Genomic DNA, 23,703 nt, shown 5'->3' with positions numbered 1-23,703 from the left:
GCCGCAGGGGATTCCGCCGGCGGCGTATCTGGCTGCGGTGGTGCAGGAGCGGCAGGCGCGGGAGGCCCGGCGGGTCAGGCCGCGTCGCCCTCCATGGCCCGGACCAGGCTCAGCGGACGCATGTCGGTCCAGTTCTCCTCGACGTACGCGAGACAGGCGGCACGGGTGTCCTCCCCGTGCGCCGTGCGCCAGCCCGCCGGGATCTCGGCGAACGCCGGCCACAGCGAGTGCTGGCCCTCGTCGTTGACGAGCACGAAGTACGACGCCTCGTCGTTCTCGAACGGATTGGCCACGATGACACCTCACAAGTACGTCTCGAACCGGTCGGCACGATTCTCGGGCGCCGCTCTATACGTTTTCTGCTGCCGGCGTTTCCGTTACCGGCTCACGGTCTCGATGAGCCGGCGCACGATGGCGTGCCGGCCGGCGTCGTGGGTGCGCAGGAACGCCCGGAGCCGCTCGGCGTGCCGGTCGCTGCTGCACTGCAGGGGGTGGACGACCGCGAAGTGGTCCTCCTCCTGGACGAAGGCCAGTTCGCGGAGCATGGGGGTGGACGGGTCGGTGACGAACTTCTCCATGCCCGTCAGGGCCTCCTCGGTGGTCATGCCCTTCGGCATGACGAGTTCACCGGAGGCGGCCTTCGCGCTGTAGAAGCGGAGCATCTCCGTGGCGAAGCAGGCGCGCAGTTCGTCCTGCACCTCGGGGGTCTGGACGGCCTCGGTGAGCTTGCCGCACGCCGCCTCGTCGGGCAGCGTTCCCAGGGTCAGGTGGTGGCTGACGGTCATGGTGCGGCGGCGCGAGGTGTCGCTGAGGAGCATCACGACGGTGCGGTCGGTCACCGTGGTGAAGCGTTCCCCGGCGTCGGCGAGCCGCAGCCACAGGTCCCAGTCCTCCATGCCGGTGGGGTCGGTGGTCCAGCCGCCGACACTCTCGGGGAGTCCGCGCACATGGCCGACGCGGGAGGGCTCGTACAACGGCCACAGCAGCTGGAGTTCGGGGTGCCAGAGCCCGTTGAGGGGGTGGGAGCGGTACTCCTCCTCGCCCCGCGCGTTCACGCCGATGCTCGCGGTGGCCACCAGGCGCGCGCCGCTGTCGAACTCGCGGCGCAGCACGGCCAGGTGCTCGGGCCGCCACAGGTCGTCGGAGTCCAGGTAAGCGATGGCCGGCGCGGTCGACGCGGCCAGGCCGATGTTGCGGGGACCGCCGGGGTGGCCGTGCCGCTCGGCGCGGATGAGCTGGACGCGCTCGTCGTCGTAGGAGCGCACCACGTCGTCCGTGTCGTCGGTGCTGCCGTCGGAGACGACGATCAGGCGCCAGTCGTCGAAGGTTTGGGCCAGAACGCTGTCGATGGTCGGGCGGATGGCCTCGGACCGGTTCCAAGCCGGGCAGATCACGTCAATCGCCGCCGTCATCAAGGGCTTCCTCACAGACTCCTCAAGACGGCCGTCGTGACCGTCCACGGCAGCCTCGCCACCCTCCCTACACATCGGCTATACGGCCCCGCCCTTCGAACCCGCCCCGGGCGCCCGTCGCGGCCTGGTGTTCTCAGGCGAAGACGACGGTGCGATGCCCGTTGGGCAGGACGCGGCGGGTGCTGTGCCACTGCACGGCCCGGGCCAGCGCCTGGCATTCCACGTCGCGGCCGATGGCGACCAGCTGCTCCGGGGAGACGGCGTGGCTCACCCGCCGGACCTCCTGCTCGATGATCGGCCCCTCGTCGAGGTCGGCCGTCACGTAGTGCGCGGTCGCGCCGATCAGCTTCACACCGCGTGCGTGGGCCTGGTGGTAGGGCCTGGCGCCCTTGAAGCTAGGCAGGAAGGAGTGGTGGATGTTGATGATGCGACCGCTGAGCTGCTTGCACATGTGGTCCGAGATGACCTGCATGTAGCGCGCCAGCACCACCAGTTCGACGCCCTCCGCCTCGACCAGGTCGAGCACCTGCTGCTCGGCGACGGCCTTGGTGTCCTTCGTGACGGGAATGTGGTGGAAGGGGATGTCGTACGAGCCGACGAGGTCCCGGAAGTCCGGGTGGTTGGAGACGACGGCGGCGATGTCCACCGGCAGCGCGCCGGTCCTGGCCCGGAACAGCAGGTCGTTCAGGCAGTGCCCGAACTTGCTGACCATCAGCACGGTCCGCATGCGTTCCCCGGCCCGGTGGATCTGCCAGTCCATGAGGAAGGAGTCACCGACGGCGGCGAAGCTGGCCCGCAGCCTCTCCACGGTCAGGGGCGGCTCGGCGGAGAAGGCGACCCGCATGAAGAACAGCCCGGTGTCGGGGTCGCCGAACTGCTGGCTGTCGTCGATGTTGCACCCGGTCATGAAGAGGTAGCTGGACACGGCGTGCACGATGCCCTGCCTGTCGGCACAGGAGAGGGTGAGCACGTAGTGGTCGGCGGGCATGGGCTCTCCGTAAGTCGTCGAGTGGCCGGTGTCGCGAAGAGGACCGGCCGCTCCGTCTCGGGGGTGACGGGGCGGCCGGTCGGCGGGCGGGCTGCGTCAGCGGGTGTCGGCCCGGCCGTCGGCCATGGCCGAGTTCCCGAAGACGGAGACCGCCTGGTAGTAGGTCCACGCCGTGGCCAGACACGACGAGTTCTGGCCCCCGGAGTAGGACGCGCAGACCCGCTTGAGGTCGGCGTAGAAGGCGTCGTCCAGCCGGTCCTTGTTCGCGCTGAACGTCCCGGCGGCCTTGTAGTTGCGGTACCCGAAGTCGTGCCGGGCACAGGCGTTCTTGAAGGGGAAGCCGAACGGGTTGTCCGGCGACGTCGTGCAGTAGTCGGTGGACCAGTCGAACGCGTAGGCGCTCCAGGCGGCCTGGTTCTGGCGGGCCGCGTTCCAGGCGTCGAAGCTGCCGGCGCCGGTCTGGGTCCAGCTGCTCAGCACCTGCGCCTTGTCGGCGGGCGCGGCGTGGGACGGACCGGCCGCCAGGAGCGTGAAGGGCAGTGCGAGGGCGGCGAGCAGGGATCCGGCGACGCGACGGCGCATGGGATGACCTCCGTAGGGGCGGTGCGAAAGGGCCTGGCCCCGCATCCGGGGGCGGTCCGAGGGCAGGCCCAGCCTGGGCCGCGCGTCTATGCCGGAGTTATACGAACCCATGTAGAGATGCGAGAGGGATCAGGTAGCCGGCCGCTGTGACGTGTCCGCAGGACACGCACCCCCCGAAGAAAGGGACATCACATGCGGCGACTTGTGTCGGCGGCCCTGCTCGGCGCCCTGACGGCCGGCCTCACCGTGACGACGACGACCACGTCGTACGCGGCGCCCGGCTGCATCGAGGCCAGCGAGACCCACAGTTGGGGCAGCGGCAACATCAAGGCGTGCTTCGAAGGCGGAGTGGCCAGGGTCCAGGGCAACGTCGTGGACCTCCTCCCCGGTGGGGGATGGGGCACCCCCGACGGGTACTGCGTCGCCTGGTTCGTCGACTACGAGACCACCTCCGGTGACACCTATCGGCACGAAGGGATGGTCTGTGGTCACTTCCAGGCCGACGAGAGGACGTTCGACTACGACCCCTCCGCCGGCGCGCACGGGGTGAAGGGCATCACGGGCGTGAAGGGCGTCCAGCTGACCCGCGCTTCCGTGTAGGCGCCGTGGGCGCGGGTGCGTGGCGGACGGCACGGGTGCCGCCCGTCACGCACCGGTCAGTCCCGCCCGGCCTGCCTCTGCACCAGTTCCAGGACCTGCCGTGCGGAGCTCGCCCCGCTGAAGAGTTCGCTCCCGTGCTGGTTGAGCAGGGCGTTGACCTGGTCCCAGTTCTCCGTCGTACGCAGCGGAGTGGCCGTGGCGTTGGCGGCCTCGAGGACCTCCCGGGCACCGGCGAGTCGGGCGTTCTCGTACCACGCGTGCTGGGCCGACTCGCGTGACGGATAGGCACGGCCCACCCCGCCGAGCCACTCCAGCTGCTTCCTGGCGGTCATCAGCGTGATCGCCTTGAACGCCCGCTCCGGGTCCGGGCAGGACTTGGAGATGCCGAACCCGGAACCGGACGAGAACGTCCTGCTGCCGTCCGGGCCGGCGGGGAGGGTGGCCAGGCCCACCTGGAAGCCGGCCTGGTTCTTCAGGTTCAGCAGCGCCCACGGCCCGCTGGTCCCCATGGCCACCTTGCCGCTGAGGAACTCCCTGTCGGCGAACGCGGGGTCGGCGGCGGGCACGCCCGGGGCGACCTTCTCCTTGGCCGCCAGGTCGGCGTACCACTGCACGCCGTTGACCATGGCCGGGGTGGTCAGCCGCAGGTTGCCGGCCCCGTCGGTGGGCTGCGCCCCGGTCTTGGTCAGCACCATGGAGAACATCCACAGGTCCTGGGGCGCCGCCACGAACCCGTACCTCCGGTGCCCGGTCAGCTCACGGGCGGCCGACTCGAACTCGGCCAGCGTCCACCCCGGCTCGGGCTCCGGCACCCCCGCGTTGCGGAACATGTCCTTGTTGTAGGTGAGGATCACCGGGCCGACGTCGTACGGCAGCGCGTACTGCTTCCCGTCATCGCTCAGCCCCTCCATCACGGACTTGTCGAAGTCCGTCACATCGAACTTGTTCCTGGCGATCAGGTCGTCGAGCGGCAGCATGCCCCGGGTGTAGCCGGTGGTGCGGAGCGCCTGCATGGAGACGATGCAGGGCGCGTCACCGCTGTCGAGACGGGTTTCGAGCTCGGTGAAGTAGTCGCTGAAGGACGACGTCTCGAGCTCGATCGGGACCTGCGGGTCCTCGAGGGACACCCGGTCGGCGAACTGCTGCCAGACCCGCAGTTCCTCACCCCCGTTGGCCCACATCGCCCAGGTCAGCGTCTCCGGGGCGTCGTCGGCACCGCACGCCGTGACCAGCGCCCCGGCCAGCGCCGCGGCGACGGCGGCCCTCACTGCGATGCGCGGCCCTGTCATGTCACGTCCACACGTCCTTTAGGTGCCGGTATGCCCACATTGTGACACGGGGCGGCTCTGCACACCTGTCACTGCTGCACCGGCATCCCCAGGAGCCCCTGAGGGCGGTCCTCCGGGTCACACCGGGCAGTCCGCGAGCTCCCGCCACAGCTCGAACCTGGGCGCCTCCGACTTGTACGAGCTGCCCGGGCGGCCGTGTTCCGGATGCAGCTCCTTGTAGTGGGCCACCAGCGACTCCGCGGCCCGGACCGTCCGGGTGGGCAGTTCGCGTTCGATGGCCCGGTCCCAGGCGAAGGCCGACTTGGTGGTGGTGTGCAGCGACATCAGGGGGAGCCAGCGGCAGGCCTTCCAGCAGATCAGTTCCGGCGCGTACTCGATGAGATGGCCGTGCCGCTGCCGGGACTTTCTCGGCATCGCGGCCAGCGCCGACCGAGCCGTCCGCCACGCCTCGACGGCACGCATCACGCCCACCGGGCTCATCCGTCCGTGGAAGACACTCCGGTAGACCGCGGACGTGCGGTCGCTCCACAGGGCCTCCCGTCCTTCGGGCGTGGCCGCCAGGTTCGCCGCGGCCGGCAATGGATCGTCCGACAGGCAGGCCAGGGCGGATGTCACCTCGGCCATGGAGAAACGTGATCCGTGGGGCCCGGCGGTCACACCCCGGCGGGGATCGAAGTCCCCCTTCTCCCAGTCGCCCGCCATCAGGCGGCGGATGTTCGGACAGCGGATCAGCAGGTCCTGGGCGGTCGGCCCGTTGCGGTAGCGGTCCTCGACGTCGTAGGCATGACGGGCCCGGTCCCGCTCGGCGCCGCAGCGGATCTCCAGACGGATGACGGCCCGCCGCAGGTGCTCGCGCGGCAGCCGGTCCCTCAGGTCGGCGATGACCCTCAGACGCTGGAGGCCGTCGATGCATTCCAGTCCGGTGACGAACAGGGTGTCGGCGAACAGCCGTGGACCGGGCCGGACCTCGACCGCGTCCGCACCCAGCACGATCTGACCCACGGCACCGAAGTCCTCGGGCCGCTCCTCCAGCATCCGCGCCAGCTCCACATTGGCCCCGGTGTCCCCGAGGCAACCGCGCTTGGCCGACAGCCGGCGCGGAGCGTCGACGGACGCGGCGAGCATGTCCAGGTCGGCCGCGGTGACGTCCACGGCCCACCCACGGGTGAGCTGGGCGACTTGCAGCGGGCGGAGGCTGAGAGCGGGATCGGCCGTGAGCAGGCGTTCGACGGATGAGTAGGTCATATTCACGACTGTTCAACGGATGAGATTGCGGAGCGTGACGGTCCAGGACCGGACTCTTGACGGTCCAGGATCGGACTCTTGCGGGGTTCCCGGGTCCGATCCGGGTGATCTCCGATACCGTCACCCTCCGCGCCACAGAGGGGGGAACGTGCGGGCTTCGGTGCGGATATGGGTGGTCGTCGGCGTGAGCCTCGCCTTGTCGGCCTGGACCGCGGCGGCGGTGCTGAGCGGAGCACCGGCCCTCGTCGTCTCCCTGCCGGCCGTCGGGATGATCTGGCTGCTGGTCCTCCTGGACTCCGGCTACCTGCTCGGGCGGCGGTGGGCACACCGTCGCCGGCGCCGGGTCTCCCGGACGCGACGCGAGGCATGGGCCCCGGCGCCGGAAGTCCGCCGGCCGATCGACTACCCGAACATCCTCCCGCGCCCGGCGGGCGACACCCCGGTGGACCAGCAGGGCCGGTACCGGGCGACCGGCATCCGCCTCGCCGTCCTGCCCGCGCTCGCGGTGATGTGCCTGACCGTCCAGACCGTGTTCCTGGGGCACGGCGGTGACCTGGGCCTCGGTTTCGTCCTCGCCGAGTGCCTGCTCCTCGTCTCCATGGTCTGGACGGTGTGGACCAGTCAGGAGCCGTCCCAGCCCTGGGTCACCAGCCGGATCAGGGCCGAACTCTTCCGCCGCGAGATGTTCCTCCTCCTCGCGGCCGTCGGTCCCTACCTGGGGCGGACCGACCAGGAGGCCGGGCAGGTCCGCGACGCCCGGCTGAGCCTGCTGGCCGCCGCGGGCCCGGCCGAACTCGCCGCGTTCGCCCGGCTCGCCGACCGGGACCCGGACGGCACGGAGCGGCCCTGGCAGGACGCGGTCTGGCTGCGGGGGGACAACGGCGTGCCCGGCACCACCGCCGAGACCGCCGAGACCGCCGAGCGGATGCGGACCTATCTCGACTACCGCATCAAGCGGCAGGGCCTGTTCTTCGAACTGGCCACCGCCACCTGCGAACGGACCGAGGCCAGGCTCGGCAGGACGGCCAAGGCCGCGGTGCTGGCGGCGGTCGCCGTCGCCGTCGCGTACGCCGTTCTCCTCCACGCGGGCCGGACCGAGGACGGTCCGTCGCCGACCTCGGCGGTCATCGCCCTGCTCGCCGCGGGCCTGCCGCCGCTGTGCAACATGACCCTGGCGGTACAGAACCTGTTCGCCTCCCAGCGGTTGGCGGCCTCCTACCGGGAGACCCGCCGGGAACTGCTCGAACACGAGCACACCCTGCGCCGTCTGCTCGCCGGACCCGCCGGCCCGGAAGCCGCCCTCCGGTTCCGGTCGCTGGCCGTCCGCGTCGAGTCGACCCTCACCGAAGAACTGCGCCGCTGGCGCATCATCGTGGCCAAGACCGAGTTCGAGGCAGGTTTGTGAGACTTGCCCGCACGGTGACTGACGATGGATCACAATCGGCTGCGTGGGGGACGTGTTCATCAGTCACAGTGCGCGGGGCGACGCATTCGCCACGGCCGTGCTCGAAAAGATCGAGGAAGGTCTCCGGGGAAGGACCCACACCCCCCTCGTGGACCAGTCGGGCATCGAACCGGGCGACGAGTGGCGGCCGCAGCTCGTCGACTGGCTGGCCCGCTGCGACGCGGCCGTCGTCCTCCTCAACCAGGCCGCCCTGGACTCCACCTGGGTACGGCGCGAGGTCAACATCCTCATGTGGCGCAGGGCGCTCGGCGCGCCCCTGCTCGTGGTGCCCGTGCTGCTGGACGGCCTGACGACCACAGCCGTGAAGCGGGCGGGCCTGGAGGAACTCCGGCCGCTCCAGTTCGCGCGCACCGCGCAGGGCACCGAGCCGGACGCCAAGAGCCTGGCCGACCGGGTACTGGGGCGCTTCGCCCGGCTTCCCCAAGAGGCCACGGGAACGGACCCGATGAGCGACTGGCTCCAGCGGCTGGCCCTCTTCCTGTCCGAGGCCCAGCGACAGCCGCGCGTGCTGACCGATGCCGCGCGAGCGCTCAACGCCGAGCGGGAGTTCCTCGCCCACGTCACCGCTCAGCAGGGCGGTTGCCTCTTCCTGGCCCATCAGTTCCTCCTGGCCCCTCCCGAACGGATGGAGAAGGCCCTCGACGTACTCGCCCCGTCCCTCCAGGACCAGACGATCCGCCGGCTGGTCGGCGCGCTGAACGCCACCTGGGTCGACGAGGAGGCCGCCCGCGGTGCCCTCCCCGCGCCGGGCAGGCAGCCGCAGGAGATGACCCTCCTGCTCAACGCCTTCTCGAACAGCACGGCCGAGCAGTACATACGCCGGGCCACCTGCAACGCCACCCACGGCTTCGAGACGAGGACGATCGGGAGCCTGCCCATGGGCGAGGACCGGGTCGGGGAACGGATCCGCACCTGGGAGGACGCGGTGTGGAAGGAGTTCTTCGACGCCGACTCCGAGGAGGAGCGGATGTTCCCGAACGACCTCGACACCCGGACCCACTACCTCGTCATCGACGAACGGCGGCCGCCCGACGCCGAGTTCGCCGCGGCCGTCAACCTGCTCCACCAGGCCTTCTCCTGGCTGATCGTCCTGGTCACGACCGGTACCGCGCCCCCTGACGACGACGTCAGGAACGCCTTCAAGAACGCGGTGCTGCTGGAGCCCCTGCTCACCGCGGAGGCCGAGAAGACGGCTGCGCTCCGCAGCAGGCGCCTCAGACAACTGCCCGACCGTCTCGCCGGCATGTGCTAGGAGCCTTCATGACCCGTTTCGTCTCCCATGGCCCGGATCCGCGGGACGGCAGGATCTACCTCCTGTCGCAGGAGCTCCAGCTCGCGATCGACGTCGCCCTGGCCACCGACCGGCCGCTGCTGCTGAGCGGCGACCCGGGCTCGGGCAAGTCCTCCCTGGCCCCGTTCTACGCCCGCGAGAACCGCCTGCGGTACTACGAGCACGTGGTCACGTCGCGGACCCAGGCGACGGACCTGCTGTGGACGTTCGACAGTGTGCGCAGGCTGGGAGACGCCCAGGTCCATCGCGGCCGGCTGGACGACGGTGCCTACGTCAATCCCGGTGTCCTGTGGTGGTCGCTCGCCCCCGAGTCCGCCCGCACCCGTGGGGGCCTGCTCCAGGACTCCCACCGGCATGATCCGCTGAACCGGTTCCAGCACGAGCACGCGGCGAGGGGGTCCGTCGTCCTCATCGACGAGATCGACAAGGCGGACCCGGACGTTCCCAACAGCCTGCTCGTGCCCCTGGGCTCGCAGGAGTTCACCGTCTCCGAGACCGGTACGACCGTCCGGCGCGAGCCGAATGTCGCCGCCCCGCTGATCATCATCACCACCAACGGGGAACGGCAGCTCCCCCAGGCGTTCCTGCGCCGCTGCGTCACGTACACGCTGCCCGGCCCCACCCCCGAACAGCTCGTGGAGATCGCAGGCCGGCACCTGGAACACGAGGGTGTGCCCTTCGACAACGAGCTGATCGAACTCGCCGTCGCCCTCGCCGACGAACTCGTCCACGTGCGGGAGAACGAGCAGCACGGACGCGAGCGGCTGCCCAGCACCGCCGAGTATCTGGATGCCCTGCGCGCCTGCCGGCAGCTGGGTGTCCGCCCGGGGTACGCGCAGTGGCCCCTGGTGCGGAGCCTGACGCTGGCCAAGTCGCCGCAGCAGGAGAGGTGATGCGGTGCGTTCGCAGATCTGGGTGAGCGATGTCGTCCGTGCCCTGGAGGTCGCTCGGACCGACGAGGATCGGGTCCGAGTCCTGGAGATGCTGGGGTTCGTCCCGGGCGCCGTACCGGTCACCGCCCCCGCCGCGCCCTTCGCCGACCCCGCGGAGCCGCGGACTCCGGTCGAGGCGCCCCGCCGGGAACGGCGTCCGGAGCCGGCCCCCGAGCCGCCGCCCCGTACCGCCGCGGAGGACGAGACCCGGAACGCCGACGAGGCGGAGGAACTGCCACTGCTCCGGCCGGTCCGCGTCGAGCCCGTGGCCACGCCCCGTGAACCGGTGCAGCCCCTCGCGCGACCGACGGCCGAGCGCGCCCCGCTCCCCCATCTGCCGCTGTTCGTCCCCGCCTGGACCAGCGCCATCCTCAGGGCCATGGTCTCCAGGCGGGTGCCCGAGGGCGCGGTGGACATCCCCGCGCTCATCGACACCCTCGCCCATGGCCGCCCGGTCGGCCGGCTGCCCCGCCTCCCCGTGCCCACGATGCGCTACGGGGTCCAGGTGCTGGTCGACCGGGGCCCCGGCATGCAGCCCTTCCGCCGTGACCAGAACGACCTCCTGGACCGCATCCGCGCGGTGGTCGGCCCCTCGCTGGTCGAGGTGGGCTACTTCTCCGGCACCCCGCAGCGCGGCACCGGGCCCGGCGCACGCTGGACGCGCACCGCCTACGTTCCCCCCGAGTCCGGCCGGCCCGTCCTGCTGCTGTCGGACCTCGGCCTCGGCGGACCGCCCGAGGACCCGCAGCGCGGCTCCCGGCAGGACTGGGAGTGCTTCGTCGGTCTCGTCACCCGGGCCGGATGCGGCGTCGTCGCGCTCTCCCCGTATCCCCCGGGCCGCTGGCCGCGGTGGATGACGCGCCTGCTGCCCCTGGTCAGCTGGGACCGCACGACCACCGCGAGCCGGGCCGCGGTGAGGCTTCCGTGACCGAACCACCGGAGACCCTGCCGCCCCCACCGTCACCCGGTGCGATCGAACTCGCCACGGTGCTGAGCATCGCGACCCGCATGGAACCCGAACTGATCCGCGCGGTCAGGCTCCGGCTCCTGCCGCATCTGGACGTCGGTGCCGAGGCCGACCTCTGGTTCTGCGACTGGGTGGGCGCCCGCACGCCCGAAGCCATCGCGCTGATCCCGGAATGCCTGCCCTATCTGCGCGCGGGTCTCGTGGACAAGCTGGAGACCGAGCCCCGGCTCCGGGAGGTCATGGGCATCGTCACGGAGTTCCACCGCGGCCTGTCGCCCGCGCTGCTCCTCGAGGAACAGATCACCTGGGACAGCCTCAGCGGCGACACCGACGGCGCGACCCGGCACCTCGACCGCGCCCTGCACGCCCTGGTGCGGGAGAACCGGTCCGGCCTGGCCGGCTGGTTCGCGGAGGCGTCGCGGCGGCTCCCCTCGGAGACCCTGTCGACGGCCACCGCGTGGAGCCTCGCCCACGCGGCCCGCCCGCACGTCCCGGCCCTCGACCCCGGCACGGCGCCCGAACTCACCCTGGCCACCGTGTCGTCCATCGCCTCCGTCCTCGGGGAAGCCCCGCTCGGCGTGCTGCGCGACGGGGAGGCGCTGCTGCTGGGGAAGGTCCGCGGGCAGGACGCGGCGGCCGTGCTCGTCCCCGACACCTCGCCGCGGGTGGTCGAGGTCACCGCGGGCGACGCCGTCCGTACAGTGCGGGTGGACGCGGCCGAGGTGGTCCGCGTCCCCGTGGGGACCGGCCCCGTCACTCTGCGCACCGGCGCGGGTCACGTCTACGTCATCGACGGACCGGTACCGGTCGCGCCGCGACCGGACACGTCCCCGTTCGCGGAACTGGGCGACCTGATCGGACCCGAAGTGGATCCCGAGCTGGTGCCGCGGCTGATCCAGGCGATCAGGCACCTGCTCGACGAGTCCCGCCGGACCGACGACACCGCAGCTCTCCGCCGGGCGCTCACGCTCTCGCAGCGTGCTCTCGACGCCGGGTACGAGCCGCGGGACTTCCCCGAACTCGGCTGCGAGGCGGCGGAGGCGCTGTATCTCCACGGTGTCCGTCTCGGCTCGCGGAAGTCACTCGAACAAGCGGTCCGCGTCGCCCAGCGCGTCACCGGCGTCCCCGCCCCGGAGCTGAGCGTGCGAGCCGGTGCCCTCCTCGGCGCCGCCCAGCGCGAGATCTTCTGCCACACGGGGGACCTCTCCCAGTTGCACAGGTCCGTGGACACGCTCGAGACCTGGACGGACCGACTGCTCGGCGGCCCCGTCCCCGTCGGACGGCTCGTCTCGGAGCTTTTCGACACCTACTTGATGCTCCATGAGATCCAGTCGGGTCGGGACGCGTTGCTACAGGCTCTGGATCTCGGGCGCGCGGCGCTCGAGTCACCTGCAGACCGGGAGGCTGTCGCACTGTCATTCACTCGGATCCTCGTCGCCCGGTACGAGATGGACGGGGATCCGCGCGCCCTCGACGAGGCCGAGCACTTGGCGGAGGTGGTTCCGCCCCGTCAGGAATCCCGGTCCGTACAGGCCGAACGAGCGGCCGTGCTCGGGTCGGTGCACATGGCGCGCTTCTGGCGGGACGGTTCGCAGGAAGCTCTCCAGGCGGCGCTGAGGCAGTACCAGTCGGCTGTGCGGATCTGTCCCGGGAGCGACAGGCTGTCCCGTGCCCGGCTACGCCGCGCTCTGAGCGAGGTGCTGCGCGTGCGCGCCGCCGTGCTGTCCGAGCACAAGGATCTCGACGAGGCGGTCCGGCTCGCCGAATGGGCGGCCAAGACGCTGCCGGGCAGGTCCGTGTGGAGGATGGCGGCGCTCAACGGCCTGAACCGATGCCTGCTCGACCGCTTCCGCCGGACCGGGTCCGTGTCCGACCTCGACCTCGCCGTCAACGCCTCCCGGGAAGTCGTCTCCCACTCCCGGAACCACCCGGACCTGCCCTACGAACACACGGCACTCGTCCAGCAAGGCGAATGCCTCATCCTGCGCTACAAGGCGACCGGGAACAGCTCCTCACTGAGCCAGGCCGTCGAACGTCTCAGAGCGACCAGGGAATTCAACCGCGCGCAGGGCGACGACCGGAGCACCGCCTACGCCTGCGCACTGCTGGAGCTGTACACACTCGACTCCTCACTGGCGGAGGTCGCGAGCGCGCTGACGGAGTTGCACTCGCTGATGATCCACGACGATCTGGACCCTCGGTTCACGGGTCCGGAGTGGGCGCCCATCGTCCTGGCGCAGGCCGCGTTCGTCTCCTTCCTGCCGAAGCAGTCGTCCGCCTCCCTCCGCCGTGCCGCCGAGAAAGCGCACCACGTCGCCCGCGACACAGACGTCCCGCCGTTGCTGCGGCTCCGGGCCGGACTCGTCTGGGGAAACCTGGCGATACGCCAGAACCGTTCCGAGGACGTCCTGCTGAGCTACGAGACCGTCGCGGCTCTGGTCCCACTGGTGCTGCTGACGTCCGGCCCGGAACACGCGGACCTCCTCAGGAGCTGGGAGAAGTTGAGCAGGGAGGCCGCCGCCCACGCGATCGAGCTGGGGGCGCCGGAATACGCGCTGGAGTTCCTGGAGCAGCGCAGCGTTCTCCAGGCGGCCTGGCGTCAGGGCTCCTACGCGGAGGTGAACCGGCTGCGGGAGGCCGCGCCGAATCTCGTCGCGGAACTGAGGCAGTTGTGGGCGTTCCTCCATCTCGTCCCGGCATCGCTCGCGTCGCGGGCCCGTCGGCCACAGGGCCCGGTTGTGGCCCGGCTGGAGCAGCTCGTCGCAGCAGTGCGTGCTCTTCCCGATTTCGAACACTTCCTCGCCCCCGTGCCGACCGGACAGCTGGTGGCGGCCGCGAGCGAAGGTCCCGTCGTCGTTCTCAACGCCGCCGCCCACCGCTGCGACGCCCTGCTCGTGACCCGCCAGGGCGTGTCGGTGCTCCCGCTGCCCGAAGTGAACCTCGTCGAGCTGTCGAACAACTCGGCCATGTACCGGCTCGCGGCGGGCCACGACCGGCCGCCGACGGCTGCACATGATGCGTGGTACGTACTCGACTGGCTGCGAGAAACAGTGGTGGGACCGGTCCTCTCCGCCCTCGGGATGACCGTTCCCCCCGGCCCCGGCCCCGGCCTGCCGGACTACGCCGCAGCGGATGCCCGGGGGTCCCTTCCACGCGTGTGGTGGTGCCCTACCGACCCGTTCGCGGTGCTGCCCCTCCACCTGGCGGGGCAGCGGCGCAACAACGTCCTGCACTACGCGGTGCATTCCTACACGTCGAGCCTCCAGGCGCTGACGGCCGCACGCCACCGCGAGAGGTACGCGGCCCGCGCTTCCCTCCGGGATCCCGTCCAGCCGATGCTGTTGGTCCTCGCGGACGACGACCTGCCGCACGGGCAGAGGGAGATCGAAGCGATCGGCGTGCGTGTCCCGCACGTCCGGGTCCTGCGGGGCGAGCGGGCCACGGGCGCGGACGTCGCGGCACGCCTCGGCGAGCACCCCTGCTTCCACTTCATCGGCCGTGCGGGTCTCCACAACGGTGTCCCGCACCTGCGGTTCGGTGCCGAGGGCGCACTCGACCGGCCGCGTCTCGGTCTGCGTCCCGACGGCGACGGATCACTGGCCTACCTCTCGGTCCGCGAGACGGAAGGCAGCGATCTGATCCTCGAGAACGACGGATGGGCCTTGGCGACGTGTTTCCAGGCCGCCGGTTACGACCATGTGATCGGGCTGCCGGTGTGGTTCACGGACCGGGACGCCGCGGACCTCGCCGAGGCCGTGTACGAGCGGTTGCAGGCTCCGGACGGACGGCTCCACCCGGAGCGTTCGGCCCACGCCCTGCATGACGTCCTACGGCTGGCCCTCGCCGAATCCCCCGATCGCGCACTCGCCTTCGCGGCAGTCGTGCATCTCGGGCCCTGATCCCCCGGCGGGAGCTAACGCACCGCCCTGTGGATCAGCCACCCCACCCCCGCACCGACCGCGTACCAGAACAAGTCAGGCGCGTTGAAGGTGGAGCCGAGCACGAGGCGGGCGAGGGTGCTGTGGGCGGAGAGTTCCGCCGGCACCTCGGTGAGCTGCAGGAACTCGACCGCCCAGCTGATGGCCAGCGCGCATCCGGCGGCCGGCAGGGGCCTCAGGCGTGGGGCCGCCAGGACGACGAGGGTGAGGATCAGGACGGTGTACAGCGCGTCTCCGCCGTACTTGGCCAGGTCCCCCGCCGCGACGGCCCTGAGTCCCAGGCCCGCGCCGACCGTCACGGCCGCGGCCCCGGCCGCCGCCAGACGGGTCCGTGCTGCCGGGTCGGCGGTGCCGTCGCGGGTTTCGGCGATGCGAGTCACCCGGTCATGGTGCCTCACCGCCCTGACCGTCTTCGCCGTCTTCGCCGCCTTCAGAGCCTTCAGTGCCTTCGGTGCCGCCAGTGCCTTCGCCGCGATGTGACCTTCCTCGCGGCAGCGGGGTCCCGGCCCGCCCGGCGCCCTGCCGTCCGACGGCGCCCGCCGCGGTGGCACATCCGCCGTCGCGGGAGGTCACAGCGCTGCGGGCGGAGACGCACGGCGAGAAAACCGCGCCCGCGGGAGGAAATATCTGTGCTCGCGGAATGAGAAATAAGGGCAGGGCGTGCCGAGTATTCCCCGACGGCGGGTCGGATCGGAATTCATGGACCGCACACGGCCGATCGCACCGTGCTACTGTCGATCTCAGTTGCAGGTGTGGTTGCCAGAAGGTTCATTTCCGACGGGTTAATCATCACGGCGACACGGAATTCACACAGGGTGGATTCCTGACACCGTCTCCGAAGGAGAATGAAATGGCTACCGGTACCGTGAAGTGGTTCAACGCGGAAAAGGGCTTCGGCTTCATCGAGCAGGACGGCGGCGGCGCCGACGTCTTCGCCCACTACTCGAACATCGCCACCCAGGGCTTCCGCGAGCTGCTGGAAGGCCAGAAGGTGTCCTTCGACATCGCGCAGGGCCAGAAGGGCCCGACGGCCGAGAACATCGTCCCCGCCTGACATCGGCGCTGACGCATACTTCGCAGCTGGGGCCCGCACCTCTGGGGTGCGGGCCCCAGCTCGCTGCTTTTCGGGGTGCGAGCCGGGAAGGCTCCCCCACCTCTACTCCGGCTCGTCTCGAGATTCTCTGCGCCGCTCATCTGCTGCGGGAATTCCTTGCCACGTGCCCCATCAAGGAAGGTCCCGCATGAAGCGCGCCCGCACATCCCGCACCTACGACCGCTCCGGCGGCCCCCGCCGCTCCAAGGGCTACGGAAATCGACCGGCCGGACGGGCCGCCGTCCAGGGCGAGTTCGCACCGCCTAAGACGATCACGCCCGCGCTGCCCGCCGTCGAGTCGTTCGCCGATCTCGGCATGCCCGCGGCGCTGTTGGCCACGCTCGGCCGGGAAGGCGTGACCGTGCCCTTCCCGATCCAGGCCGCGACCCTGCCGAACTCCCTGGCCGGACGTGACGTCCTCGGCCGTGGCCGCACCGGATCGGGCAAGACCCTGGCCTTCGGCCTGGCCGCGCTGGCCCGTACGGCGGGACGGCGCGCCGAGCCGCGGCAGCCCCTCGCCCTGGTTCTCGTGCCCACCCGCGAGCTCGCCCAGCAGGTCACGGACGCGCTCACCCCGTACGCCCGCTCCGTGGGCCTGCGGCTGGCCACCGTCGTCGGCGGCATGTCCCTCGGCAGGCAGGCCGGTGCGCTGCGCGCCGGGGCCGAGGTGGTCGTCGCGACGCCCGGGCGGCTCAAGGACCTCATCGACCGGGGCGACTGCCGGCTGGACGACGTCGCCGTCACGGTCCTCGACGAGGCCGACCAGATGGCCGACATGGGCTTCATGCCCCAGGTCACCGCCCTGCTCGACCAGGTGCGGCCGGACGGGCAGCGGATGCTGTTCTCGGCCACCCTGGACCGCAACGTCGACCGGCTGGTCCGCACCTACCTGCACGACCCGGTGGTGCACTCGGTCGATCCGTCCGCGGGCGCGGTCACCACGATGGAGCACCACGTCCTCCATGTGCACGACGCGGACAAGCACCGGACGACCACCGAGATCGCCGCGCGAGACGGCCGGGTGATCATGTTCCTGGACACCAAGCACGCGGTGGACCGGCTGACCAGGCACCTGCTGAGCAGCGGTGTCCGCGCCGCGGCCCTGCACGGCGGCAAGTCCCAGCCGCAGCGCACGCGGACCCTGGCCCAGTTCAAGACCGGACACGTGACGGTCCTGGTGGCGACCAACGTGGCCGCGCGCGGCATCCACGTCGACCACCTCGACCTGGTCGTCAACGTGGACCCCCCGAGCGACCACAAGGACTACCTGCACCGCGGCGGTCGCACGGCCCGCGCCGGCGAGTCCGGCAGCGTCGTCACCCTGGTGACCCCCGGCCAGCGTCGCGGCATGACCCGGCTCATGGCTTCGGCGGGCATCACCCCGCAGATCGCCCAGGTCCGCTCGGGAGAGGCGGAACTGAGCCGCATCACCGGCGCCCAGGCTCCGTCCGGCATCCCGGTGGTCGTCACCGCGCCGGAAGCGGAACGCCCCCGCGGTGCTTCCTCGTCCCGGCCGCGGCGCGGTCGCCGAGGCCAGGGCCGTCCCGCCGGCGAGGCGGCGCGCCCCAGGGCACAGCGGCGGACCGGTTCCGGCTCGGCCGCCTGAACCCGGTCCGTCCGCCTCACCTGTCACACCGACCCCACGAGGGCCCTGCCGACGCGCGTCGGCAGGGCCCTCGTCGTCGTGTCACCGCCTTGCCGCCGAAGGGTCGGCCGACGGAACCCTGCGACCCTCGGGCCCCAAAATCTATCTTTGTCAGAGTAGACATTGCCTCACTGCCCGGTTAGCATTTTTCCCGTTGACACAGTCAAGGCAGAACGGAGGAGCAGACGCCATCAGGATCGCCCGGCCCGGGAAGCCCTCGGTCCGGGTACCGCAAGACCCCGGATTGGATGGTGGTCCCCGGTCACGCAGCCGCGATCCCCGCACCCCTCCCCTCAGCGGGCCGGGTAGCGGAAACAGAGGGTCGGCCGAGCATCACAGGGCCGACAGATGGTGTTGAATTTCCTTCGGGGCCCTGGTGCCGTACGGCACCAGGGCCCCTCGACGCGTTGCACTACGAGGTGACATGGCAGCAGACACTCCGCTCAGTGATCGTCTGGACGACGACGACTACCCCGCGTACACCATGGGCCGGGCCGCCGAGATGCTCGGCACCACCCCTGGTTTCCTCCGGGCCATCGGTGAGGCCCGGCTGATCACTCCGCTGCGCTCGGAGGGCGGACACCGCCGGTACTCCCGCTACCAGTTGCGGATCGCCGCGCGGGCCCGCGAACTCGTCGACCGGGGCACCCCGATCGAGGCGGCCTGCCGCATCGTCATCCTCGAGGACCAGCTCGAAGAGGCCCAGCGCATCAACGCCGAGTACCGCCGTGCCGCGCAGGAGGCGTCCGGCGGTTCCGGTACCGGAGCGAGCTGATCCCATCCCCTCCCGGGCCTATCGATCATGCACGCGGCAACTGCTACGATCCGGCCATTCACCTGGGGGGGTGTCCGGAAACGCCATTCGAGCCGCGGTCATGGCCTGCGGCTCACCGGCGCACGCACAGGCCTCTCCACGTCCTCGCCTACCGTTCCCGGAGAGGTCCCGCATGGGCAGACGTGCGCTCGTACGAGGCGCCACCGCCGTCGCAGTTTCCCTCACGCTCGCCGCCGGTCTCGGCTCGCTGACCGCCGGCAGCGCCCACGGTGAGACGGTCGCCGGAGAGGTGGTCGTACCGGCCACCACGGCCGCCGTCCCCTGGACGAGCCTGCTGAGCGCCGGGCCTTCGGGATTCCTGCGCTACGAGGAGGGGCGCGGTCACCTCTGGACGAGCTACGACGGCACCGACACGGTCGTCGACCCCTCCGGCTGGGACTCGTACGGCACCACCGCCTCGGGCGCGGGCACCGACGTCGTCGCCCGCTACGACCAGTCGACCCGGACCGTGACGCTGCGCGACATGACCTCCGGCACGGTCCGCGAGGTCCCGCTCCCCGAGGGGCACACGTACTACAGCACCCTCGGGTCGACGGTCGTCACGACCACGGGGAAGCCGGGCACGGACATCGTGCCGCACCTGCTGGACCTCGGCGAGGAGGGCTCGGTCGCCGACCGCACGGTGACGGGCCTGCCCTCCGACAGCTACCTGTGGCACTCGTCGCTGAGTGACGCGCGCGGGCAGATCGTGCGGTACCGCAAGGGCGACGACATGTTCACCGGCTGGCTCGACGTCGCGCAGGGGCGGGTGACGACCCTGCCGTACGAGGTGCAGACCTGGTACTCCCTCGTCGCGCTCAGCGCCACGCACCTGGTGTGGTGGTACGACGGCACGCTGCACATCGTCTCCCGCCAGAACCTGACCGCAGCCCCGCGGACCGTGCCGCTCACCGACGTCGAGCAGGTGCTCGGCCTGGTCGGCGACACCGTGATCGTGTCCCGGTACGACGCGACCTACGGACGCAACAGCACCCATCTGCCGGTCTCGCGGGTCGACGCCGTCCCGCTCGACGGCTCCGCGCCCCGGACGCTCCTGGCCCGCACGTCCCGGCAGGCCATGCCCACTCCGGGCGGCGGGCTCCTGATACCGGGCGGTGCCCACCCGGACCAGTGGGGCGTCTCCCTCGTCGAGCCCGCCGCCGGCGGCGGGGTCACCGTGCGCAGGGTCGCGGACGCGTACCCCAGGCGGGCCGCCCACAAGGTCTCCCGGCTGACCCTCGCCCAGGGACGGCTGACCACCGTGGAGGAGGACCCCGCCGGGGAGTGGACCTACCTGCACACCCGTGACACCGGTGCCACCGGCTCCCCCACGGCGGGCACACGCGTCAACCGCGGCCGTCTCGACCTGCTGCACTACGGGGAGGGCGGCCCGCGCCTGCTCGACACCGGCGACGGCCGGACGATCGTCTCCGGCTACGGCACGGAGACCGAGGCGCAGCCGCGCGTCCTCGGCCCCGCCCAGTCGATGCCCGGCACCCGGATCGACAGCTCCCGCGTCTACCAGTCCGCGGCCGCGGCCGGCGGCCGGTTCGCCGCACTGAGCGGGCCGTGGGACAGCGCCGGGGTGGTGGAGACCCGGATCGTCGACCTCGACTCCGGGCGCACGGTGTACACGACGACGGAGCAGGTGCGGGCGCTGTGGGGCACCACGGCGTGGGTGTCGTCCGGCAAGAACGCCGTGGTCGCGGTCGACCTGCTGACCGGGCGCGAGGGCGAGTTCGTGTCGTTCGGGCGGGGCTGCCTGCTCAACGACTTCCAGGCGGTCGGCCGCTGGCTGCTGTGGAACTGCGTGCTCAACTCGGAGGGCCTGGGCGTCTACGACACCGTCACCAAGCGGAACACGACGCTCGTCTCCGGCCCCGACTGGGAGCAGGCACAGCTCGGTGACGGCTTCGTCGCGACGGCCGAGGCCGGGCAGCTCAAGGTGATCGACGTGCGCGGCGAGACGCCCGTGGCGCACACCGCCGGGAACTTCGAGGGGCTGGGCCACCAGTCCTGGGACGTCGACCCGTACACCGGCGTGATCGCGCAGCTCCGCTCCGACCACTCCGTCCGCCTGACCCCCAGCGGGGTCCCCGTCTCGCCCCTGGTGCAGCGGGACGCCACCGTCGCCCCCTCGGCGGACGTCAAGGGCGGTGCCGCGTCGTGGAGCCCGAAGTGGTGGCTGAACAAGCCCGCGGCCTCCTGGAAGCTCGTGATCGGCAACAAGGCCGGTACGGCCGTCCGCACCCTCTCGGGCGGTCAGGCCCGCGGGGTGGTGGCACCGGTGTGGAACGGCAAGGACGGCGCCGGCCGGCTGGTGCCCAACGGCGCCTACACCTGGACGCTGACCGTCACCCCCGCCGACGGGCAGGGCGCGGCCCTGACGAAGTCGGGCACGGTGAAGGTCACCGGCGCGGCGGCGGCCTGGCGGGACTTCGTCGCCTCCGACGGGTTCGGCGAGCTGGTGACGCTGAACGGCTCGGGCGGGCTGACGTACCAGTCCGGCAGCGGCACCGGGACGTTCACCGGGAAGACCACGGGCTCGGGCTGGCCGACGACCGTGAAGGTGGTGCCGTTCGGCGACCTGAGCGGGGACCGGTGCAACGACGTGCTGGTGCGGTACAGCAGCGGCGCGCTGCGCGCCTACCGGCCGGGGTGCGGGAAGGCGGTGACCCCGTCGACCGCGTACACCTCGCTGGGGACGTCCGGCTGGACCCAGTACAACGTGCTGACCTCGCCGGGGGACCTCAGCGGTGACGGGCGGGCGGACCTGATCGCCCGGCACGCCTCGACCGGGGACGTCTACCTCTACAAGGCGACGAGCACGGGGAAGCTGGCGACGCGGGTGAAGATCGCCTCCGGGTGGACGGGCTACAAGAAGGTCGTGGGCGCCGGTGACCTCAACGGTGACGGTCACGGCGACCTGCTGGCGCAGGACAAGTCGAACGAGCTGTGGCGCTACGACGGCACGGCCGCGGGCACGTTCAAGAGCCGGGTGAAGGTCTTCAACGACTGGGGCGCGTCGTACAACGTGGTCGTCGGCGTGGGCGACATCACCGGAGACGGCCGCGCCGACCTCGTCTCCCGTGACACCTCCGGCGCGGTGTGGCGCAACAACGGCACCGGCAAGGGCTCGTTCGGCGGCCGTACGCGGATCGCCACCGGCTGGCAGGGGTACAAGGGCCTGTTCTGAGCCGTCCCGCGCGACTGTCCCGGGGCGCGGCCCGGCCGGTGAACCGGCCGGGCCGCGCCCTTTCGTTCACCCGGTCCGGCCGTACGTCCCCGTGCCGAGCAGGTCGGGCAGCGGGTTGACGAGGCCGCCGGCCGGGGACTGCCGCTGGGCGGAGGGCGCGGCGGACGGCCAGACCGCGGGGCAGTGGGTGCCGTCGCGCGGTGTCTTCAGGGTGAGGAGGTAGGTGTCGATGGCGTCCCGCGCGCACGGGCTCAGCCAGTAGTCGCCGTGACCGACACCGTCGTACGTGAGGAACACGGCCTCACGGCCGATCTGCCGGGCCGCGTTGGAGCCCCAGGAGTGCGGGGTGGCCGGGTCGAAACGGCTGTTGGTCACGAGGATCTTCGGGGTGCCGTCGACGTCCAGCCTGCGCTGCGGGTTCGTCACCTCGGCCGGCCAGTCCTGGCAGCCGGTCATGACCGTCCAGCCGAGGGGGCTGAGGCGGGTGACGGGGGACCGGCGGGCGAGTTCGCGTTCGAAGCGGGCGAGGGTGCCGTACGAGGAGACGTTCAGGTCGTAGTCCTGGCACATCACCGAGTAGAACGGGAACTCCGCCGGCTCGCCGAACTTCCGCAGGGACCGTGCGGCCGCGGGCTTGACGGCGTCCAGCTCGGCGAGGGTCCGGGCGAAGTCGAACCAGCCGGCCGGGTCGTAGAGGTTGCCCAGGGCGAAGCTCTGGAGGTCCTGGGGGGTGACCGTCTCGGGCGGATCGCCCGGCAGGACGAGTTCCCCGGCGTCGGCGCGCTGGTAGAGGGCGTCGAACAGGGCGCGGGCGTCCCGGCCGTGGAGCGCGCAGGACGGGGTGCGGGCGCACCAGTCGGCGAACTGGCCGTACGACCCCTCCAGCCCGGCGGCCTCGGTCTTCTGGAAGCCCCAGCTGCCGAGGCTGTGGTCCATGTTCGAGTCGAGCGTCATCGCGCGCACGCGGTGCGGGTAGCGCTCGGCGTACTGCTGGCCGATGGCGGTGCCGTAGGACACGCCGTAGTAGCTGATCCGCCGCTCGCCGAGGCCGGCGCGGATCGCCTCCATGTCGCGGACGACACTCCCGGTGTCCATGTGGTCGACGAGCGGCCCGGTGAGGTCGCGGCAGCTCTCGCCGAGCGCGCGGTTCGCCTCGCGGAGGGCGGCGAAGGAGGAGGCGCTGTCCGGGTAGAGCAGCGCCGACTGGGCGTTCACCCGGTCGGTGTCGCACTTCACGGGGTTGCTGCGGGCGACGCCGCGCGGGTCGAAGCCCACGATGTCGAACCGTGCCAGCAGGTCCGGGGAGAAGCTCTCGGGGGCGCTGAACGCGAAGTCCACCCCGGAACCGCCGGGGCCTCCGGGGTTGATCAGCAGCGAGCCGATGCGGCGCTCGGGGTCGGTGGCCCGGTGGCGGGCGAGGGCCAGGTCGACGGTGGCGCCCCGGGGCCGCTTCCAGTCCACGGGCACCTTGAGGGTGGCGCACTCGAAGGTGCCCTGGCCGGAGGGTGACGCACAGGGTTCCCAGGCTATGCGCCCGGGCGACGGGGTCGTGGCGGCCGGGGCCTGGGGCGAGGGGGCGGCGACGGCGTTGCCGGCGAGCACCTGGCCGAACAGCGCGGTGACCAGGGCTCCGACGGCCAGTCTGCTGCGCGTTCTGGCGCGCGGGGCGAGTGGGGGGTTGGACGGCACGGATGTTCCTCCATGAATCAGGAGTTCACAGACGGAACACAGCCTCGGCCCAACTCCCTTGTGAATCAAGCGAAATGATGACCAACCAGGTCCTGCTCCCGCCGACTGCGGCAGGAGGAACTTCGCAAGCGAGGATCGATGGAATGGGAGCGCCCGAAAGGGGCATTCGAACAAGCAAGTCGAACATGAGGAACGTGCGGCCCGTTCGGTCCGTGCAACCGACAACTGGGAGTACTCAATGGCGAGTTATGGCAGTTCCTCCGCCGCGTCCTCCGGATCGCGCACCAACGGCCTGGCGATCGCGAGCCTGTGCTGCGGCATCGTCGGCCTGTTCATCCTGAACATCGTCCTGGGCCCCTTGGCCATCGTCTTCGGCGTCATCGCCCGTCGCCAGGCGGCGGTGCGGAACGGCGCCGGGATGGCGAAGGCCGGCATCATCCTCGGCATCGTCGACGTGGTCCTGTGGCTCGTGCTCTTCGCCATCGCGGCAGGCAACGGCGGAGCCGGCTGGTACGTGGGCGGCTAGCGGACAGCGCGTGGACCCCCGGTCGGTGACC

General features: G+C 71.3%; 19 protein-coding genes. 11 read left to right on the top strand and 8 right to left on the bottom strand.

The features are described from left to right. Positions 1–74 precede the first annotated feature (74 nt). From ABZ948_RS37760 to ABZ948_RS37745, 4 genes are all read right to left on the bottom strand, one after another. On the bottom strand, positions 75–293 hold the full coding sequence (locus tag ABZ948_RS37760; protein ID WP_359767455.1) for an MbtH family protein: 219 nt from the start codon (positions 291–293) through the stop codon (positions 75–77). An 84-nt stretch (positions 294–377) separates the two neighbouring features. Next, the gene (locus ABZ948_RS37755) at positions 378–1,412 is read right to left on the bottom strand and encodes a glycosyltransferase family 2 protein (protein ID WP_359767453.1); all 1,035 of its coding nucleotides are present in this window, start codon (positions 1,410–1,412) and stop codon (positions 378–380) included. A gap of 133 nt (positions 1,413–1,545) precedes the next feature. Beyond that, entirely contained in the window at positions 1,546–2,400 is an 855-nt protein-coding gene (gene purU / locus ABZ948_RS37750) for a formyltetrahydrofolate deformylase (RefSeq protein ID WP_359767451.1), read from the bottom strand. Between the two features lie 96 nt (positions 2,401–2,496). Continuing rightward, positions 2,497–2,982 carry a phospholipase gene (locus tag ABZ948_RS37745; RefSeq protein WP_359767449.1) on the bottom strand — a complete coding sequence of 162 codons (486 nt, stop codon included), beginning with the start codon at positions 2,980–2,982 and terminating at the stop codon, positions 2,497–2,499. A 192-nt stretch (positions 2,983–3,174) separates the two neighbouring features. Here ABZ948_RS37745 and ABZ948_RS37740 point away from each other — a divergent pair, with 192 nt between their 5' ends. Next, positions 3,175–3,582, top strand: a complete 408-nt coding sequence (locus tag ABZ948_RS37740) for a hypothetical protein (protein WP_359767447.1) — start codon at positions 3,175–3,177, stop codon at positions 3,580–3,582. Between the two features lie 56 nt (positions 3,583–3,638). Here the strand turns inward: ABZ948_RS37740 and ABZ948_RS37735 are convergent, their stop codons facing one another. Both ABZ948_RS37735 and ABZ948_RS37730 read right to left on the bottom strand, forming a co-directional pair. Further along, positions 3,639–4,871 carry an ABC transporter substrate-binding protein gene (locus tag ABZ948_RS37735; RefSeq protein WP_359767445.1) on the bottom strand — a complete coding sequence of 411 codons (1,233 nt, stop codon included), beginning with the start codon at positions 4,869–4,871 and terminating at the stop codon, positions 3,639–3,641. A gap of 117 nt (positions 4,872–4,988) precedes the next feature. Beyond that, a complete protein-coding gene (locus ABZ948_RS37730) occupies positions 4,989–6,116 on the bottom strand; it encodes a hypothetical protein (RefSeq protein WP_359767443.1) in 1,128 nt (375 codons plus the stop codon). Between the two features lie 148 nt (positions 6,117–6,264). Between ABZ948_RS37730 and ABZ948_RS37725 the strand changes: the two genes are divergently transcribed. The 5 genes from ABZ948_RS37725 to ABZ948_RS37705 are packed head-to-tail and all read left to right on the top strand — an operon-like array spanning position 6,265 to position 14,670. Then, on the top strand, positions 6,265–7,521 hold the full coding sequence (locus ABZ948_RS37725) for a hypothetical protein (protein WP_359767441.1): 1,257 nt from the start codon (positions 6,265–6,267) through the stop codon (positions 7,519–7,521). A 43-nt stretch (positions 7,522–7,564) separates the two neighbouring features. Beyond that, the gene (locus ABZ948_RS37720; protein ID WP_359767440.1) at positions 7,565–8,833 is read left to right on the top strand and encodes a toll/interleukin-1 receptor domain-containing protein; all 1,269 of its coding nucleotides are present in this window, start codon (positions 7,565–7,567) and stop codon (positions 8,831–8,833) included. Between the two features lie 8 nt (positions 8,834–8,841). Further along, complete coding sequence (locus ABZ948_RS37715; RefSeq protein WP_359767438.1) at positions 8,842–9,765, top strand: AAA family ATPase; 924 nt, start codon at positions 8,842–8,844, stop codon at positions 9,763–9,765. 4 nt (positions 9,766–9,769) lie between these two features. After that, positions 9,770–10,732, top strand: a complete 963-nt coding sequence (locus tag ABZ948_RS37710; RefSeq protein WP_359767436.1) for a hypothetical protein — start codon at positions 9,770–9,772, stop codon at positions 10,730–10,732. Then, positions 10,729–14,670 (top strand): CHAT domain-containing protein, encoded by a 3,942-nt coding sequence (locus ABZ948_RS37705; RefSeq protein ID WP_359767434.1) that lies wholly within the window; start codon positions 10,729–10,731, stop codon positions 14,668–14,670. Before ABZ948_RS37710 ends, ABZ948_RS37705 begins: the two co-directional genes overlap by 4 nt. 14 nt (positions 14,671–14,684) lie before the next feature. Here ABZ948_RS37705 and ABZ948_RS37700 read toward each other — a convergent pair whose 3' ends face one another. Beyond that, complete coding sequence (locus ABZ948_RS37700) at positions 14,685–15,089, bottom strand: ribosomal maturation YjgA family protein (protein ID WP_359767432.1); 405 nt, start codon at positions 15,087–15,089, stop codon at positions 14,685–14,687. Positions 15,090–15,559: 470 nt separating this feature from the next. Between ABZ948_RS37700 and ABZ948_RS37695 the strand changes: the two genes are divergently transcribed. The 4 genes from ABZ948_RS37695 (at position 15,560) to ABZ948_RS37680 (ending at position 21,457) form a co-directional block, all read left to right on the top strand. Then, positions 15,560–15,763 carry a cold-shock protein gene (locus tag ABZ948_RS37695; protein ID WP_028799214.1) on the top strand — a complete coding sequence of 68 codons (204 nt, stop codon included), beginning with the start codon at positions 15,560–15,562 and terminating at the stop codon, positions 15,761–15,763. 187 nt (positions 15,764–15,950) lie between these two features. Continuing rightward, on the top strand, positions 15,951–17,408 hold the full coding sequence (locus ABZ948_RS37690) for a DEAD/DEAH box helicase (RefSeq protein ID WP_359767430.1): 1,458 nt from the start codon (positions 15,951–15,953) through the stop codon (positions 17,406–17,408). 463 nt (positions 17,409–17,871) lie between these two features. Continuing rightward, complete coding sequence (locus tag ABZ948_RS37685) at positions 17,872–18,222, top strand: MerR family transcriptional regulator (protein WP_359767428.1); 351 nt, start codon at positions 17,872–17,874, stop codon at positions 18,220–18,222. Positions 18,223–18,394: 172 nt separating this feature from the next. Continuing rightward, positions 18,395–21,457 carry an FG-GAP-like repeat-containing protein gene (locus ABZ948_RS37680; protein WP_359767426.1) on the top strand — a complete coding sequence of 1,021 codons (3,063 nt, stop codon included), beginning with the start codon at positions 18,395–18,397 and terminating at the stop codon, positions 21,455–21,457. 66 nt (positions 21,458–21,523) lie between these two features. On the opposite strand, the gene ABZ948_RS37675 is transcribed toward ABZ948_RS37680, so the two are convergent. Beyond that, on the bottom strand, positions 21,524–23,146 hold the full coding sequence (locus ABZ948_RS37675) for an alpha/beta hydrolase (RefSeq protein ID WP_359767424.1): 1,623 nt from the start codon (positions 23,144–23,146) through the stop codon (positions 21,524–21,526). Between the two features lie 238 nt (positions 23,147–23,384). On the opposite strand from ABZ948_RS37675, the gene ABZ948_RS37670 reads away from it, so the two are divergent. Continuing rightward, entirely contained in the window at positions 23,385–23,672 is a 288-nt protein-coding gene (locus tag ABZ948_RS37670) for a DUF4190 domain-containing protein (RefSeq protein WP_359767422.1), read from the top strand. The last annotated feature ends 31 nt before the right edge of the window (positions 23,673–23,703 follow it).

Source organism: Streptomyces olindensis (assembly GCF_040645895.1).
GTDB lineage: Bacteria > Actinomycetota > Actinomycetes > Streptomycetales > Streptomycetaceae > Streptomyces > Streptomyces olindensis.
Note: the sequence above shows the minus strand (reverse complement) of the source record. Positions and strands in the feature narration are given on the sequence as shown.